At 56.2% G+C, this 15,312-nt stretch carries 18 protein-coding genes; 11 read left to right on the top strand and 7 right to left on the bottom strand.

Going from position 1 to position 15,312, the window contains the following annotated elements:
• Nucleotides 1-42 precede the first annotated feature (42 nt).
• Complete coding sequence (locus SADFL11_RS23920) at nt 43-1,677, bottom strand: methyl-accepting chemotaxis protein (RefSeq protein ID WP_008193579.1); 1,635 nt, start codon at nt 1,675-1,677, stop codon at nt 43-45.
• Nucleotides 1,678-2,120: 443 nt separating this feature from the next.
• On the opposite strand from SADFL11_RS23920, the gene SADFL11_RS23915 reads away from it, so the two are divergent.
• From SADFL11_RS23915 to SADFL11_RS23900, 4 genes are all read left to right on the top strand, one after another.
• Complete coding sequence (locus SADFL11_RS23915) at nt 2,121-2,522, top strand: chalcone isomerase family protein (RefSeq protein ID WP_209002696.1); 402 nt, start codon at nt 2,121-2,123, stop codon at nt 2,520-2,522.
• Nucleotides 2,519-3,862, top strand: coding sequence for an MFS transporter (locus tag SADFL11_RS23910; protein WP_008190501.1), 1,344 nt, complete (start codon nt 2,519-2,521; stop codon nt 3,860-3,862). Before SADFL11_RS23915 ends, SADFL11_RS23910 begins: the two co-directional genes overlap by 4 nt.
• 33 nt (nt 3,863-3,895) lie before the next feature.
• The gene (locus SADFL11_RS23905; RefSeq protein ID WP_040450893.1) at nt 3,896-4,240 is read left to right on the top strand and encodes a DUF6665 family protein; all 345 of its coding nucleotides are present in this window, start codon (nt 3,896-3,898) and stop codon (nt 4,238-4,240) included.
• A gap of 252 nt (nt 4,241-4,492) precedes the next feature.
• Nucleotides 4,493-5,497 (top strand): DUF1402 family protein, encoded by a 1,005-nt coding sequence (locus SADFL11_RS23900; RefSeq protein WP_208981551.1) that lies wholly within the window; start codon nt 4,493-4,495, stop codon nt 5,495-5,497.
• A gap of 17 nt (nt 5,498-5,514) precedes the next feature.
• Here the strand turns inward: SADFL11_RS23900 and SADFL11_RS23895 are convergent, their stop codons facing one another.
• Nucleotides 5,515-6,153, bottom strand: coding sequence for an MBL fold metallo-hydrolase (locus tag SADFL11_RS23895; RefSeq protein WP_040452398.1), 639 nt, complete (start codon nt 6,151-6,153; stop codon nt 5,515-5,517).
• Nucleotides 6,154-6,377: 224 nt separating this feature from the next.
• Here SADFL11_RS23895 and SADFL11_RS23890 point away from each other — a divergent pair, with 224 nt between their 5' ends.
• The 7 genes from SADFL11_RS23890 to SADFL11_RS23855 all read left to right on the top strand — a co-directional run bounded on the left by SADFL11_RS23890 (nt 6,378) and on the right by SADFL11_RS23855 (nt 12,025).
• Nucleotides 6,378-7,475 (top strand): DUF1176 domain-containing protein, encoded by a 1,098-nt coding sequence (locus SADFL11_RS23890; protein WP_008194408.1) that lies wholly within the window; start codon nt 6,378-6,380, stop codon nt 7,473-7,475.
• A gap of 212 nt (nt 7,476-7,687) precedes the next feature.
• On the top strand, nt 7,688-8,611 hold the full coding sequence (locus SADFL11_RS25780) for a cold-shock protein (protein WP_008193263.1): 924 nt from the start codon (nt 7,688-7,690) through the stop codon (nt 8,609-8,611).
• A 151-nt stretch (nt 8,612-8,762) separates the two neighbouring features.
• A complete protein-coding gene (locus SADFL11_RS23875; protein ID WP_040450894.1) occupies nt 8,763-9,278 on the top strand; it encodes a GNAT family N-acetyltransferase in 516 nt (171 codons plus the stop codon).
• The gene (locus tag SADFL11_RS23870; RefSeq protein WP_008197226.1) at nt 9,275-10,123 is read left to right on the top strand and encodes a 23S rRNA (adenine(2030)-N(6))-methyltransferase RlmJ; all 849 of its coding nucleotides are present in this window, start codon (nt 9,275-9,277) and stop codon (nt 10,121-10,123) included. The genes SADFL11_RS23875 and SADFL11_RS23870 overlap by 4 nt, the downstream gene beginning before the upstream one ends.
• Nucleotides 10,124-10,210: 87 nt before the next feature.
• Nucleotides 10,211-10,654 (top strand): hypothetical protein, encoded by a 444-nt coding sequence (locus tag SADFL11_RS23865; RefSeq protein ID WP_008189936.1) that lies wholly within the window; start codon nt 10,211-10,213, stop codon nt 10,652-10,654.
• A gap of 23 nt (nt 10,655-10,677) precedes the next feature.
• Nucleotides 10,678-11,337, top strand: coding sequence for a ribonuclease T2 family protein (locus SADFL11_RS23860; protein WP_040450895.1), 660 nt, complete (start codon nt 10,678-10,680; stop codon nt 11,335-11,337).
• Nucleotides 11,338-11,374: 37 nt separating this feature from the next.
• The gene (locus SADFL11_RS23855; RefSeq protein WP_040450896.1) at nt 11,375-12,025 is read left to right on the top strand and encodes a glutathione S-transferase family protein; all 651 of its coding nucleotides are present in this window, start codon (nt 11,375-11,377) and stop codon (nt 12,023-12,025) included.
• 43 nt (nt 12,026-12,068) lie between these two features.
• On the opposite strand, the gene SADFL11_RS23850 is transcribed toward SADFL11_RS23855, so the two are convergent.
• From SADFL11_RS23850 to SADFL11_RS23830, 5 genes are all read right to left on the bottom strand, one after another.
• Nucleotides 12,069-13,370 (bottom strand): multidrug effflux MFS transporter, encoded by a 1,302-nt coding sequence (locus SADFL11_RS23850; protein WP_008193946.1) that lies wholly within the window; start codon nt 13,368-13,370, stop codon nt 12,069-12,071.
• A 92-nt stretch (nt 13,371-13,462) separates the two neighbouring features.
• Nucleotides 13,463-13,930, bottom strand: coding sequence for a molybdenum cofactor biosynthesis protein MoaE (locus SADFL11_RS23845; protein ID WP_008192233.1), 468 nt, complete (start codon nt 13,928-13,930; stop codon nt 13,463-13,465).
• Nucleotides 13,931-13,933: 3 nt separating this feature from the next.
• On the bottom strand, nt 13,934-14,185 hold the full coding sequence (gene moaD, locus SADFL11_RS23840; RefSeq protein ID WP_040452402.1) for a molybdopterin converting factor subunit 1: 252 nt from the start codon (nt 14,183-14,185) through the stop codon (nt 13,934-13,936).
• 31 nt (nt 14,186-14,216) lie between these two features.
• Complete coding sequence (gene pgsA / locus SADFL11_RS23835; RefSeq protein WP_040452403.1) at nt 14,217-14,789, bottom strand: CDP-diacylglycerol--glycerol-3-phosphate 3-phosphatidyltransferase; 573 nt, start codon at nt 14,787-14,789, stop codon at nt 14,217-14,219.
• Between the two features lie 138 nt (nt 14,790-14,927).
• Nucleotides 14,928-15,263 carry an HlyU family transcriptional regulator gene (locus SADFL11_RS23830; protein WP_008191612.1) on the bottom strand — a complete coding sequence of 112 codons (336 nt, stop codon included), beginning with the start codon at nt 15,261-15,263 and terminating at the stop codon, nt 14,928-14,930.
• Nucleotides 15,264-15,312: the final 49 nt, after the last annotated feature.

Raw genomic sequence — 15,312 nt, 5'->3', positions numbered from 1 at the left:
CGAACCACGTGGGACCCTTGCCTCTGGTCTGGTTGGCGACCTTTAGGCTGCTGCCACTGTTTTCAGAAAATCGTCAATCCGGGTCGCCAATTGGCGTGTATTTTCAGCAACCTCAGAAGATGTAACAGACACCTCAGATGCCGACTCGGTGGTATCGTCAACGGCAGCTTTCACACCAGTCATGTTTTCACTGATTTCCCTGGTGCCGGAAGCAACTTCCTGGATCGAACTGCTAATTTCTTCAGTCGCAGCCCCCTGCTGTTCCAATGCTTCGGTGATGGAGTTGGTAAATTCGTTCACACGCTCCATGATGGTCGCAATCTCTTCAATTGCTGCTACCGAGTCTGCCGATGCGCCCTGGATAGCGTTGATCTGAGCAGAGATTTCTTCCGTCGCTTTCGAGGTCTGCGTTGCCAGCTCTTTGACTTCGGCCGCAACGACTGCGAAGCCCTTGCCCGCTTCACCTGCACGTGCTGCCTCAATGGTAGCATTCAATGCCAGAAGGTTTGTCTGTTCAGCAATTTCCTGGATCAGCTGCAAAACCGCGCCAATTTTCTGGGCCGACGCCGCAAGACTTGCAACCTGCTCATTGGCAGAAGTCGCTTTGTCATTGGCCGTCGAGACAACTTCGCTCGTCTCGCCGATCTGCCGGGAAATCTCCCCGATGGAGGCGGACAGTTCTTCGGAAGCCGATGCGACCGTTTGAACACTCGCGTAAGCCTGTTCGGTTGCCGCAGCGACTGAAGCTGTCCGTTCGGTATTGGTGGTCGAAAGGTCCATCAAAATCCCGGAAATATTGGCCATGCTGTCGGTGGAATGCGAGACGGGCTCCAACAGGCGCTGACTGTCGTCACGGAAGCTTGAAATCATCTCATCGAGCGCGGTCTGGCGGCGGCGCTCATTCTCGATGTTCAGTTGCTGCTCCTGTTCCAGCTCGCGCTGACGAAGGCCGTTATCCCGGAAAATCTCGACCGTACGGGCCATCTGACCCATTTCATCGACACGCTCGACATAGGGGATGGCAATATCGTAGTTGCCGCTCGAAAGCGTTCCCATTGTGTCGGACAAAGTTCCAATCTGACCGGTAATCCGGCGAATCAAAGCAACCAGCACCAAGGACACAGCAAGGATCGCAATCACTGTAATAACCAGCGCTGTCATCAACGCTTCGCTGCGTGCAGTGTTGATCGCAGAGATGTCGAACGCCACGTACATCATACCGAGCTTTTCGACGGAATCACCATCTCCGCGCGTAATCGGCTTGATACCTATTTCATAGTTGTAGTCGGAGAAGAAAGTTGTCGTTGCTGCCGCGTCTTCACCACGCAGTTCCTCAGGGATGAGACCAATCAGTTCTTCATTGACCGCCTTCTCATCTCGGATCAGTGAGGCAAAAACGTCGCCATTTTTTTCCTGCACAATAGCCCAGGAAAAATTCGGATTATCGAGGAAAGGCGAAAGCAGCGTATTGGCGAGGTCCTGATCAAAATCCCAAATCGCATTGCCCAGAGCCTGGTTGGTCAGGTTGGCACTCATGCTGATTTGCTGTTCAAAAGCTTGCTGCACAGCTGCAACACGTTGAGAGGATGTGATGTAGGCGAAGGCGATAAACGCCACCGCTACCACGGCCACGATTGGTACAGTCGTGGTGAATTTCACTGATTGCCAGAACTTCATAATCTTCCCCTATAAGGTTCGGAAGAGATATAACGGAAGACTGCAAATTTTCTCTTAATCGAACGCAGCCAAACACTCCTTCAACAAGACAAAACTCCTGCGAATATTGGGAAAATATGCAAGGGTATTGGTGGACATTGTATTGTTCTGAAGAAAAAGCTAACGGATCAAAACTACGGTCACTTCAGCAATCACCCAGCCAATTTCAGCGAATAGCCGGCAGCGGCCGGCAATCCATAATCCTACGTACTTCGTACACCGGGGGATCCAACAAGGAGGCCGGTGTGCAAATTCAGCAAAGATATCCCTGGACCAAACGTATCCTTATTGCGGTGGCTTTGTGTACCGCAATCATGTTTTCCTTCGGTTCGGGCCCAGCTCATGCAGATTTGGGCGCTGCCGCAAGGTCTGTCCCTTCGGCGAGCCTAGTTGGAGAAGGCCGCATGAAGTTTCTTGGCTTCAACGTCTTCGATGCTGAGCTTTACGCACCAAACGGGGTGTATTCTTCGTCCAATCCATTTGCTCTGCGGCTCACCTATCTGCGCAATTTCAAAGGCAAAGCAATTGCCGAAAAATCCGCAGAGGAAATGGCCAAACAGGGGGTTTCCAAGGCTCAACTGGACGGCTGGACCAAGCAGATGACAGCGATTTTCCCCAATGTGTCTTCCGGTCAGTCCATAACTGGGGTCCGCACCGCGTCTGGAAGCAGTGTTTTCTATCTCGGCAACAAAGAGATCGGCACAATCGCGGACCCAGCTTTCACAAAACATTTTTTTGACATTTGGCTTGGCAGCAACACCCAAAACCCGCGGTTGCGCGCGAAATTGGTCGGCGCCGGCTCTTGACGATCTCCGAGCAGACAGCAACCGAGACCGGGCGAACTGTGAACCTGGCGACTAGCGGACAGACTTCTGGCCGGATTACGACGCGGTCCATCCTGGTCTATGGCGCATTGGCATTCCCTCTGTCCTTCGCCGGTCTGCCGATTTATCTGCATGCGCCTGACTTCTATGCCGTCACACTGGGTCAGTCCCTTGCAAGCCTTGGCGTCGTCCTCCTGGCCCTACGGTTGATTGACGCGTTTCAAGATCCGTTCATCGGCAGCATAAGTGACCGGCTCCACTCGCACCGGCCAAAAATCCTGGCTGTGGGAACTGTAATGTTGGGCATTGGTTTCTGGATGCTGTTTCATCCACTAACCTCTGCACCACTCCCATGGTTTGCGTTATCGGTTCTTATCTGCACCACCGGATTTTCGATCGTCACGATCAACCTTCAAACCCTGGGTGGCTTATGGGAGTCGCGCCCTCAAGACCGTACACGGATCACCGGCGGGCGCGAGGCCCTTGGTCTTCTTGGATTGCTTGCAGCCGCCATCACACCAACCCTGCTGACACAATGGGCCGGGCAGGAACAGGCGTTTCATTACCTAACGGTCGCTTACTTGCCGCTTCTTGTTGTCGGCTTGTTGCTTCTGCTTTCATGGATGAAGTCGGCTGAGCTCTCCGCCCCCAAGCAAGCGCATCACCGGCCAAACTGGCTGAGCCTTCTGAAGGACCGCTGGCGGTCAGTATTCTTTTCCCTCGTTCTTTTGAATACCTTCGCCAGCGCAATTCCCGCGGTTCTTGTTCTCTTTTATGTGCGGGACCGGCTCGGCGCGGAGCCTTATACAGGACTGTTTTTGCTAATCTATTTCCTGTCCGGCACCGCATCCATGCCGCTTTGGATCAAATTGGCATCGAAGTTTGGGAAAATCCGAGCTTGGCAACTCTCGCTCGGGCTCGCGATCGTTACGTTCATATGGGCCGTTTTTCTTGGTCGCGGAGATATTGCCGCCTATGCGATTGTGTGCACGCTGTCGGGCCTGGCTCTCGGGGCAGACCTGGCCTTGCCACCTGCCATTCTTGCAGACCACATCGACGCTGATGACCGCCAGACTGATGCATCGCGCCTCTTTTCACTGATGGCGCTGCTTTCCAAGACGTCTCTTGCGGCTGCGACTGGATTGGCCCTGCCGATCCTTGGTGTTTTAGGCTATGTACCGGGGGGAGACATGACGCCGAGACTGGATTGGGTCCTAAGCCTCACATATGCAGCCCTCCCCTGCGCCTTGAAACTGGCTGCCCTCGGGGGTTTAATTTGGGCACAGGACATACTGACAAAAAACAAGTCCGCTGTGTCTTGAACCGTTCCTTGCCCCTGCTCTCAGGATTGAAACATGTCCGTACGGCCACCGCAGATCCTTCACAAACCGAAGAATGATGAAGATCCGCTGTCACAGGCCCTACAGAACGAGATTCTCAACGAGAAAGCCGCAACGCTGTTCCGGCTGCAGAAGCGGCTCGAGACTGCCTTACGAAAGCTCGACGCCGCAAGGGCGGACGCAGAATCCACAGAGGAAACAATCTCTCCCCACCTTGCCGAAGCGTGCGAGGCGCTCTGGTATGTCTCGATACAACGGGAGATGTGTGGATTGAGGAACAGCAGGGCTTATTATGATGAACTGTGCGTTCCGCCTGATGTCCGGTTACACATGGGACCAAACATTCGCAAAGGGTCTTGAGGCGGCGGCGCATGCATTACGTACGGGGGCGGACAAGCCTTTGTGATTTGTATCACTTCCTTGTTGATGGCTTGGATGTATGAGGTTCGCAGAGTTGCATCACGCCGGGAAGAGTGTTTTTTTCGCAGCCATAAAACAAAATAATATGCCGCTTTGTAACGTTGCGTAATATACACGGTTACGGACCATTGAAATCCACCACCCGCAATTCGAGGGTGCGATACATTAAGAGCGTTGGCCCCGAGCAAAAACATGAAACGCACCACTGTCGTCCATAGGGTCACCGCTCCCATTGCCATGTTCGCAGTGTTTTTCTGCCTGGGGCATTTACTACCGATCGGTAGTAACCATGGGCTAACAACTTCCGCTCATGCCCAATCGGTGCGGGTGGTCCCGGAAGGCAACCGGTACCGCTCTCAACCGAAGATCCCCTTCGCCTCATCCCGCAGGACCTCAGCCTCCAATTCGTCATACGACGCCAAATTCGAAAAGGTGCTAAGCGTTTTAAGGCGTGACCGGCGGCTCATGTCATCCATCAAACGCGTCGCGAGCCGGTATGGCATTGATCCGATTCACATTGTCGGGGCGATCGTCGGCGAACATACCTACAACTATGACACTCTCGACAGCGCACAGTCCTACTACGTGAAGGCGATGGCTTACGCCGGCATCCGGTTCGACTTTGAGCTCAATGGCGAGCAAGTCGAAACTTTTGTGGAGCGCCCGCAATTTGACAGGTGCCGCAAGGAGCACGTGCAAAAAGCGAGCGACCGGCGCTGGTCCTGTTACGAACAGGTCTGGAACAGCCGCTTTCGCGGCAAAAGCGTCGATGGCGTCCGCTATCCCCGGAAGAACTTCAACGAGGCGTTCTTCCAACCGCTCTATGCAGGCCAAAGCTTCGGTCTCGGTCAGCTGAGCCCGCTGACGGTTCTGAAGATGACCGATCGGGTGGCACGCACCAGCAATTTCCGCAAGTTGAAGTCCACAAATCCGGAAGGCGTCTACAAGGCGACCATGGATCCAAATCAGTCTTTGCACTACATGGCCGCGATCATCCGGGACGCAATCGACGCCTACAAGTCTGTCGGCAAAGTGGACATTTCAAAAAACCCCGGATTGACCGCAACGCTCTACAATCTCGGGGACCCATGGAGCCGTGCCGCCAAGTTCCGCCGCAGCGGCAACTCGTGGCCGCGCGAAAACTATTATGGCTGGCTGGTGAATGACCGGATCGATGAGCTGGAATCATTGCTCTGATCGATCCGGCCGGATGCTCAGGTCAAGAATGGATTGGTCTGGCGCTCGTGGCCGAACGTCGATGCCGGCCCATGCCCTGGCAAGAACGAGATATCGTCTCCAAGCGGAAGAAGCTTTTCAGTGATCGACTTGATCAGCGTCTCGTGACTTCCCCCCGGTAGATCGGTCCGTCCTATGGACCCGGCAAAGAGAACATCACCTGAAATCGCCAGCCGCAACTCCTTGTCGATGAAAACCAGATGGCCTGGTGAATGGCCTGGGCAATGGAGGACGTCGAATTCACGCCCCGCCATTGTCAGGACGTCCCCTTCTTGCATCCATTTGTCGGGTGACACCGGCTTGGCTTCCCCCATTCCAAACTGGGCCGCCTGGTCGGCAACCCGGTCGATCAGGGGTTGATCGGCCTCATGCGGTCCCTCGACAGGAACTGAAAGGCGTTCGGCAAGATCAGCAGCGCCGCCGATGTGATCTATGTGGCCGTGGGTCAGAACAATCTTCTCGACTTTCACGCCTTTCTCTTTGACTGCGGCCATGATGGTGTCGACATCGCCGCCCGGATCAACGACGGCGCCCACCATGGTCGCCGGGTTCCAGATCACGGAGCAGTTCTGCTGGAACCCCGTGACAGGCACAATCATGATCTGGATCGGCGGCATCTCCTCACCCTGGCCAGTCTCTCCTGCCCCGGAATCCGAATTCGACATGTCTTGCGCCACTGTTATCTCCTGGATGAAAGTTATCCTGCCCCTTGTAACAAATACGGGACAAATCGCCAGAGCTGCATGTTTGTAATGGTCCATGGGTTCACCTTGCGGCGTTGATTTCGTAAAAGGTGAGAGGCTCTTGTTGGAAGAGCTAAAGAAATCAGGTTCGGCACCGAATGACGTTACGACTGTTCAGCGCTGTCACGGCAACTCTTCTGGCCCTTGGAATTGCCGGAAGCGCCCAAGCTCAGCCAGGGCGCACAGCGCCGGTGTTCGATACTTGGCTTGTCGATTGCGCAAGCACCGGGGCCTGCTTCTCCTCATCTTTCACCCGGAACCAGTCCGTCTGGGTTGATTTGCGGATTGTCCGGGATTGGCGTGCGGATGCCCAACCGCTGCTGCGGCTGACCACAAACACTGTCCTCCCCCAGACCGGCACACTGCGCTTCGATGTCGACGGGACAACGATAGAATCCCTGCCCATCGAACAATTGCGGGAAATTCAGGCTGCAGTTACATCACCACCCGGTTTCCGGCCGCTGGGCGGCGAAGGCTTCTGGTACCCAACGGGTGCAGTCACATCCACACTGCTTACGGCACTGCAAACAGGGCAAGAACTGACCGTGCACATGCCCAGAGAAGGCAGTGCGGAAACAGTATCCGTTTCCATTCCTCTACAGGGTTTGAAGTCGGGCCTTCTCTGGCTGGACAACCGGCAAAACAGGACAGGAACGGCCTCGGCCATTGTCTCGCCCGGATCTGAGCCTCCGATCAACGCACCGCATGCGCTTCCCATTCTGGCTCCGGAGGAGCTCCCAGCCGAAGTTTCCGCGATTTGGCACGCCAACCGCCTGTGTTCTTCGATCGACCCGACCATTTTTGCCAGCCTGAATGCAGTTCGCGTTCCGCTGGAGGACGGCGCATCCCTTTATATCGTGCCGTGTGGTGCTCCGACGGCCTACAACAGCCCTTATGTCGCGATTTATGCGGGCAAGGATGGGGCTGCACGTCAGGTTCATGTCGCAAGGATGTCTGAAAGCGGTCCAATCGCCACCGATTTGATTTACAATGCCCGTTGGGTGCCAGCCGATCGTCAGTTGATCAGCTACTTTAAAGGGTCCGGCGTTGGCGAATGCGGACTGTGGAACAGATGGGTCTGGAACGGCACCGGATTGGTGTTACTCGAGGAAGCTTCGCGCAAAACGTGTGACAACACGGAGCCAGACTTGTCCAAATGGTCAAACACTTGGCCTCTAAAAAACGCGTCTAAATAACCTTTCCCCTAAGGATTTTCTTGCGATTTTCACAATCGCGCCCTTATGATGTTTCCGCAGCGGATGGAATGGGGTGCGGCAGCTCTACTTCACCCCGATCCTTGAGTTTGGTGAGTGCATCTCGATGTGCTCTCCGATTTAGGCTCGGCCGAAAAGGCGGGTGAGAATTGGCGTTAGTGCCGGAACGGCACGGAAATTAAGGTGATTACGTAATGCACGATGGGGATTCGGACCGGCGGTCGCGTGGTCGGCGCGGCGGCAAGCGCGAGTTTGGCGGTCCGCAAGACTTCGGCAGTGACTTTGGCGGAAGCGACTTCGGTGGTGATTATGGCGGCGGCCGTGATGGCGGTCACCGGGGTGGGCGCGATAATGACTTTGGCGGCGGCAGTGGCCGTGGCGGTTATGGTGGCGGCGGTGGCGGCGACCGCGGTGGTTACGGCGGCGGCCGTGATGGTGGCTATGGCGGCGGAGACCGCGGTGGTTACGGCGGCGGCGGTGGCGGCCGTGATGGCGGCGGATACGGCGGTGGTGGCCGTGGCGGCTATGGCGGCGGCGGTGGTCGTGAAGGTGGCTATGGCGGCGGAGACCGCGGTGGTTACGGCGGCGGCGGCGGCGGTGGCGGCCGTGATGGCGGCGGATACGGCGGTGGTGGCCGTGGCGGTTATGGCGGCGGCGGTAGTCGTGAAGGTGGCTATGGCGGCGGAGACCGCGGTGGTTACGGCGGCGGTGGCGGTGGTCGTGACGGTGGTTACGGCGGCGGCGGTGGCGGCCGGGGCGGATTCGGCGGTGGAAACCGTGAAGGGGGAGATCGTCCTCCACGGCGGGACTATCCGCCGGTCGAACGTGGGCCACGCCAATCCGGTGTTGTGAAATTCTTCAAGTCCGACAAAGGCTTCGGATTTATTACCCCGGATGATGGCGAGACAGATGTTTTCGTCCATATTTCTGCAGTTGAGCGGTCAGGACTCGCCTCCTTGGACAGCGGGCAACGCATTTCTTTCGAGACCGAACCGGATCGCCGGGGCAAGGGCCCAAAAGCGGTGAACCTGCAAATGCTCGAAGAAGACGGTTCGAGCGGCGGCGCTGACGACCAGCCGGTCAACGACGGCACAGGCGAGCAGCCAGATTACGAATAAGCTGCACTCTTCCGGCCTCGGCCGGAAGCCCTGCATCACACAATTCCGGGCGCATCACTGGTGCGCCCGTTGTTTTAGGTATCCAGCCTGCTTTTATTGCCGCACGCCACGCACTATAAGGCTGCCATCATGCGCATGAGAAAGGCAGCAGATGACGACAACTTCAAATCCGACCGCAAATGTCCGGCCGTTCCGCCCAGGGGATTTGAGCTGCTTGCTGCCCCTGAACAACGCTGCCGTGCCGGCTGTGAACGAGTTGTCTGCAGAAGAACTTCTGGATCTGATCGGCCAATCGCTTGTTTGCCTGGTTGCGGAGATCGACGAGGAGCCCGTGGGTTTTCTATTGTCGATCAGCGACGGTGCGGATTATGCCAGCGCGAATTATCGCTGGCTGAGCAAAAACGTCTCCAACTTTTCCTATACAGACCGCATTTGTGTCGATGAAACTCGGCGCGGTTTGAGAATTGGCGAGAAACTCTACAAGGCGCTGTTCGATCACCTGAAAGACACAGGCCGCAGCTTCGTCTGCGAGGTGAACTCGAGGCCACCAAACCCAGGCTCTTTGAGGTTCCATCAGCGGCTCGGCTTTGAAGAAATCGGCACGGCGGATCACGGCGAAAAAGCCGTTGTTTTCCTACGCAAAGACCCACTGGGCGTTGCGGAATGAACTATCGGCACGCCTACCACGCTGGCAACATTGGTGACGTTCTGAAGCATGCCGTTTTGGCGCGTCTGATCAAGTATTTCCAGCGCAAGGAAAAGGGTTTCCGGATCATCGATACCCATGCGGGCATCGGGCGCTACGATCTGATGTCGGAAGAAACCCAAAAGACGGGAGAGTGGCAACAGGGCATCGGTAAGGTGCTCGCCAGTGATATACCGGAGAGTGTTTCGGAGCTTCTGGCTCCCTGGCTTGATGTCGTGCGCGGTGAAAATGGCGACAGCACGCTGAAAACGTACCCAGGCTCTCCACTGCTTGCCCGGCGCATGCTGCGAAAACAGGACAGGTTGACCCTTACCGAGCTTCATCCGGCGGATTTTGAAACCCTTTCAAATCTGTTCGCAGGCGATCATCAGGTGAAAACGATCCATCTGGACGGCTGGCTGGCGCTTGGCAGTTTCCTTCCACCCAAGGAAAAACGCGGGCTTGTCCTGATTGACCCGGCCTTTGAAAAAACGAGCGAATTCGGCGACATGACCACAGCGGTCATCAAAAGCTGGCGGAAATGGCAAACAGGCACCTTTGCCCTTTGGTATCCGATGAAGGATGCACGGGCCATTTCACGAATGCACAAGGACTTCGAGGAGGCAGGGCTGCGCGACATCCTGGCACTGGAACTAAATGCGGGCAAAAGCGGCCCGGATACCCGTATGTTGGGTTCAGGCATGACTATGGTTAACCCGCCCTTTACCCTTTCAAGCGAAATGAATGTAGTGCTTCCGTGGCTCTGTGAAACGGTTCGGCAAGGGCCGGGAGCCGATTGGAATGTTCATCAGATTGTCGGCGAATGAGCCCATGAGCCGATTTTAACGATCCCTGCTTGACCTGCTCCTGGATGTCCCCCATCGTCAGAGCCAAGCGTTTTTGGAGGTTCGGCTATGAGTTTGTTTCGTGTTGCCCGCTTTGCCCTTCCTGTGCTGGCCCTGTCCGGTTTTATGACAGCCACTGCTGCAGCTGACGATCACCGGCTTTATTTCTCCAGTGAGCGGTCCAATCAGCTGCCTGGCTGCGACGCCTCCTCTGTTCAACGCGCCGTGCAGAATACGGTGAGCCGCGCACCGAGCTACTTCAATGGGGTCCGCATCATCCAGCTCGACAAAATCCGGGACACAACGTATCGATCAAGTATCTCCAGCGCTGTGACCCGCCGGTATTGCAGTGGGACTGCAAGCCTGTCTGACGGCAGCAGGGTCGCGGTCAAATATCTGCTGGAAGCCCACGCGGGCGCATTCGGGATCAGCTGGAATGTCGAGACATGCCTGAATCATCGCGATAAGTGGTATGTTTATGGCGGCTCATGCCGTACGCTAACAGCGCAATAATTTACACTCGGATAGATCAAATCATGAGATTGGCGAAATTTCTACAGCACGTTGCTGTGGCGGCCATCGTTGCCTTTGGATTTTCGCCAACTGTCCAAGCCGACACACCCGGTGATTTTGACTTCTATGTCCTGGCACTGTCCTGGTCCCCCGCCTACTGCCGGGAAGCTGGACCGAATGCCAGTCCCCACCAGTGTGATGCGCGGACACCGTTCCGCTTTATTGTTCATGGTCTTTGGCCACAATACGACCGCGGCTATCCGGAAAGCTGCGATACGAGCCAACGCCGCATTGATCGGCAGATCGCCTTTGATATGGACGACATCATGCCGAGTCACGGCCTGATTTTTCATCAATGGCGCAAACACGGCACTTGCTCGGGACTGACACCTGAGGATTATTTTGATCTGACCCGCGACGCATTCGAAAAGGTCCAGATCCCCAAAGCCTTCCGGACGATCAACAAACGCGGACAGGCTGCCCCCTCCAAGATCGAAGCGGCATTCTCAAGCGTCAATCCGGGACTTTCCAAGGACGGCATCGCGGTTGTTTGCGAACGCGGCGAACTTCAAGAAGTCCGTATCTGCATGTCGAAGGATCTGGAATTCCGCTCCTGTCCTTCTGTCGATCGAAACGGCTGCCGCTCCGGTACGCTCACCGTCGTCCCGCCGCTCGCCCGATAGCATCATTCATTCCCGTCTTCATGTAAGGAGTTTCACCATGATGAAATTGCGCTCGTCCCCGCCATCACCGTTTGGACGCAAAGTCAAACTGGCTATGGCAATTCTGGGTCTCAAAGACCGGATCGAAATTGTCGAGGCGAACACGGCCGATCCCTCGGATGATCTGCGCAGCCAAAACCCACTCGGAAAGATCCCGGCGCTCGTTTTGGAAAACGGCGACGTCATTTACGACAGTTCGGTTATCCTGGAGTATCTCGATTTCCTGGCGGGTGGCGGCAAGCTGTTTCCGCAAGGCGAAGCACGTTATCTGGTCCTTCGGGATCAAGCCCTTGCAAACGGAATGATGGATGCGGCGATCCTGAGGGTCTACGAGAAACGTTTCAAGGAGCCCAAATTCCGCGATCCGGCCTGGGACACCTATCAGGCTGCGAAGATGGACCGCACCCTGGCGCATTTCGAAGCCAATGCTCCAGCTGCTCCGAAATCGGCTGACGATATTGATGCGGGTACGCTCACACTGGCTTGCGCTCTCGGATATCTGGACATTCGCTACAATGGCGACTGGCGATCTGATCATCCAAAGTTGGTGGCCTGGCTGGACGCTTTCGAAACAGCCGTCCCTGCATTTGCGGACACCAAAATGCCTGCAGCTCCGGTTCCGGACAACGATCCGGCGCCCCTGCGCTGATGCAAGAAGCCGGGTACCCGCCCGGCTTTTTTCTTTCAGTGTATTATTGGTCGCCGCGCTCCAATGCGTGGAACATACGGCCACCTTCAGCAAACAAGATGCAGGCAATTGCACTTAAGCCATAACAGGCAAATGCAAGCCCAAGCGGCATTGTCGACCCGTCAAAGAGCTGGCCCATCACATAACCCAGAATAGCCCCGCCCAGCGTGCTCACAAACCCAATCACTGAAGATGCGGTGCCCGCGATATCGCCGAGCGGTTCCATCGCCATCGTGTTGAAATTCGCGCCCAAAAACCCGAAAGTCGTCATGATCAGGGTCGTCAGGATGAGGAAGAGCCACAGGCTTTCAAATCCCAACGCGGCAACGGCTGCCAAGAGTGCCCCCAACCCTGTGAAGATCAGCGCGGCGGTATGAGACAAGCGCCGCATACCGATGGCTTCCACCAGACGTGAGTTCATGAAGGATGAGATAGCCATCGCTATGGCAATCCCGGCAAAAACCACAGGGAAGTACGCACCCAGCCCGAAGACATCGACAAAAATCTGCTGCGACATGGCCAGGAACGCGAACAAGCCGCCGAAAATGAAGGACAGCCCGATCGTATATCCGAGCGTCACGCGGGTCGTGAGCGCCTTCCAGTAGGCTCCTGCGATGTTTGACATGACCATTGGCCTGCGGTGTTCCGGAGCCAGAGTTTCCGGCAAGCGCATCCAGGTCCAGACCAGCATCCCGACACCCGCTGCCAGCAACATGGTGAAGATCCAGTGCCAGCCGGCAACGAACAGGATCGCCTGCCCGACAGACGGCGCGATGATTGGCACCGCCATGAACACCATCATGACGAGAGACATGACCTTCGCCATGCGCCGCCCGGTAAAGCAGTCCCGCACGATTGAAAGGGCCGTCACCCGTGCCGCAGCGCAGCCAATCCCCTGCAGCACACGTGCCGCCAGAAACTGCGTGAGGTCATTCGTGATAATCGCCGCAATACTGGCAAGGCTATAAAGCACCAAGCCGCCGATCAGAACCTTGCGTCGGCCGAGGGAATCGGCGATCGGGCCGAAGAACAACTGGCCGCCGCCGAACCCTACCAGATAGAGCAACAAAACAGTTTGGCGGTTGTTCTCTTCCTGAATATTGAGCGCCTCCCCAATTGCCGGGAGAGCGGGCAGCATGACGTCAATTGCAAGCGCATTCAGCGCCATTAGCAGAGCGATAATTGTTACAAATTCGGCAAAGGGAATGCCCGGCTCCCGAAGGATCTCCGGTTTTGCAGCTCGGGCTGAGGACTGTGGCCGGCCGGCCGAAGAGCCGTAATCAGCGGACGTATCGTTTTCTTTCACTGGGTATTCCGATCAAACACAAAGAGCTCTCCCGGCCCATTGACCGGCAGAGCACAAAAAATTTGGCGGGCCACCTCAGAGGTAGCAAACCGTTAGGATGCGATCCACCTCTCGGCATCCGCATCGTCATCGGCTTTGGCAGCCACCCAAGTTTCAGATTTCCCGGACACGAAGTGTTCTTTTTTCCAGAACGGTGCGCGGGTCTTAAGAAAATCCATCAAAAAGTCAGCCGCCTCAAAGGCGGCACGGCGGTGGGCAGACGCGGCGACAACAAGCACAATCTGTTCACCCGGTTGTATCTTCCCATACCGATGCACCACTGTCAGACCAGTTAGTGGCCACCGTTTCAGGGCGTCGCTGGCGATCCGTTCCAATTCGGCTTCGGCCATACCAGGATAGTGTTCGAGTTCCAGCGCCGCAAGCGTTCCGGCCTCATTGCGGCATAACCCTGTGAAGGAAACAAGGGCGCCTACATCCTGCCGCCCAGCTGTCAGGGTGTCCATTTCGGATTGCGCACTGAAGTCCTCAGCCTGAACCCGGACCGTTGCCTCCACCGCCACGGCTTAGCCCCCTGTCATCGGCGGAAAAAAAGCCGCTTCCTTGGCATCACCGAGCTCCGCGTCGGCTTCCACATGCATCTGATCCAGGGCCACGCGGATGGCCTCCTCGTCTTCAAATGCAAAAGCGTGATTGTCATCAATAGTCTTGAGATGACCGATCAGGTCCGCCACGGTCACGACACTTGGCGGCAATTCAATCGTCTCTTCTTCAACCCCAACGCGCTCGCGCACCCAAGCAAAATAACGAATGTTCATTGTTCCCTCGACCGTTGACCGGTTCATCCCATTATTCCGTTATGAGGTGCCCTATCCCTGCACGGAAGTAATCGTACCCCGTATATAGGGTCAAAACGGCCGCCACCCAAAGTGCAGTCAAACCAAGCAAGGACGTGTACGTGAAGATCAGATCGCCGGCCGGCCCCGCGAGAAGAAGGCCAATCGCAACCATCTGGACCGTGGTTTTCCACTTCGCCAGTTGGGTCACTGGCACACTGACCTGCAGCTCTGCGAGAAACTCGCGCAGACCGGACACCAGGATTTCGCGGCACAAGATGATCAACGCGGCAATGATAGACCAGCCGCCGATCGTCCCATCCGCGGCAAGCATCAAAAGACATACAGATACCAGCAGCTTATCGGCAATCGGGTCTAGCATCCGGCCAAGAGCAGATTGCTGCTGCCAGGCACGCGCCAGATACCCATCAAAGAAATCGGTGATCGCTGCGAGAACAAACAGTCCCACCGCAATCCAGCGCGGCGTTGTTCCCTCGAAATAAAAACAAAACGCAACAGCCGGTACGGCCAGGATCCGGCCGTAGGTCAAGATATTCGGCAGACTGAAGGCGACGTTGTTTTTCATGTTGGCTTTCTGGTTCACCGTCTGTATCCGGCACATAAGGCCCGCGGCCCAGGACCTCTTAACGTCTCAGGCCCACGAGGATGTCGACACAACGCTGATCCAGAAGGCCATATCCCGTCAAGCGGTCAAATGGAAGGATCAGCTGAAAATGCTGTCGCCCTGCTGGTCGATCATCATCTTGGCTTTCCGGATCATTTCATTCGCGGCTTCTGTTTCCCCCGGCAAGGTGTCTGCCCGGATGAACACATGGCTTTTCAGCTCTTCACCGTCCTGCTTTTCAATCCGCCCCCGAACCTGCCACTGCCCCCCATTTTGCTGAGGCTCAGCGATGATTGTGTAGCTGTCATACTCGACCGACACGCTGTTGCCGGGCTTTTGCGGAGCATCTGATCCGCCGAACAATGACTTCAACACCTTGCCGAACATCTGGCCATCCTTCTCAAGAAGTAGATGCCGTTCTTTTAGGCCGGTCACGCGGGACCTTCAAGGTGCGGATCGGTAGAGTTCGCTCAGGAACATGAAA

The sequence above is a fragment of the Roseibium alexandrii DFL-11 genome (assembly GCF_000158095.2).
GTDB lineage: Bacteria > Pseudomonadota > Alphaproteobacteria > Rhizobiales > Stappiaceae > Roseibium > Roseibium alexandrii.
This window is presented reverse-complemented; position numbering and strand designations above follow the sequence as displayed.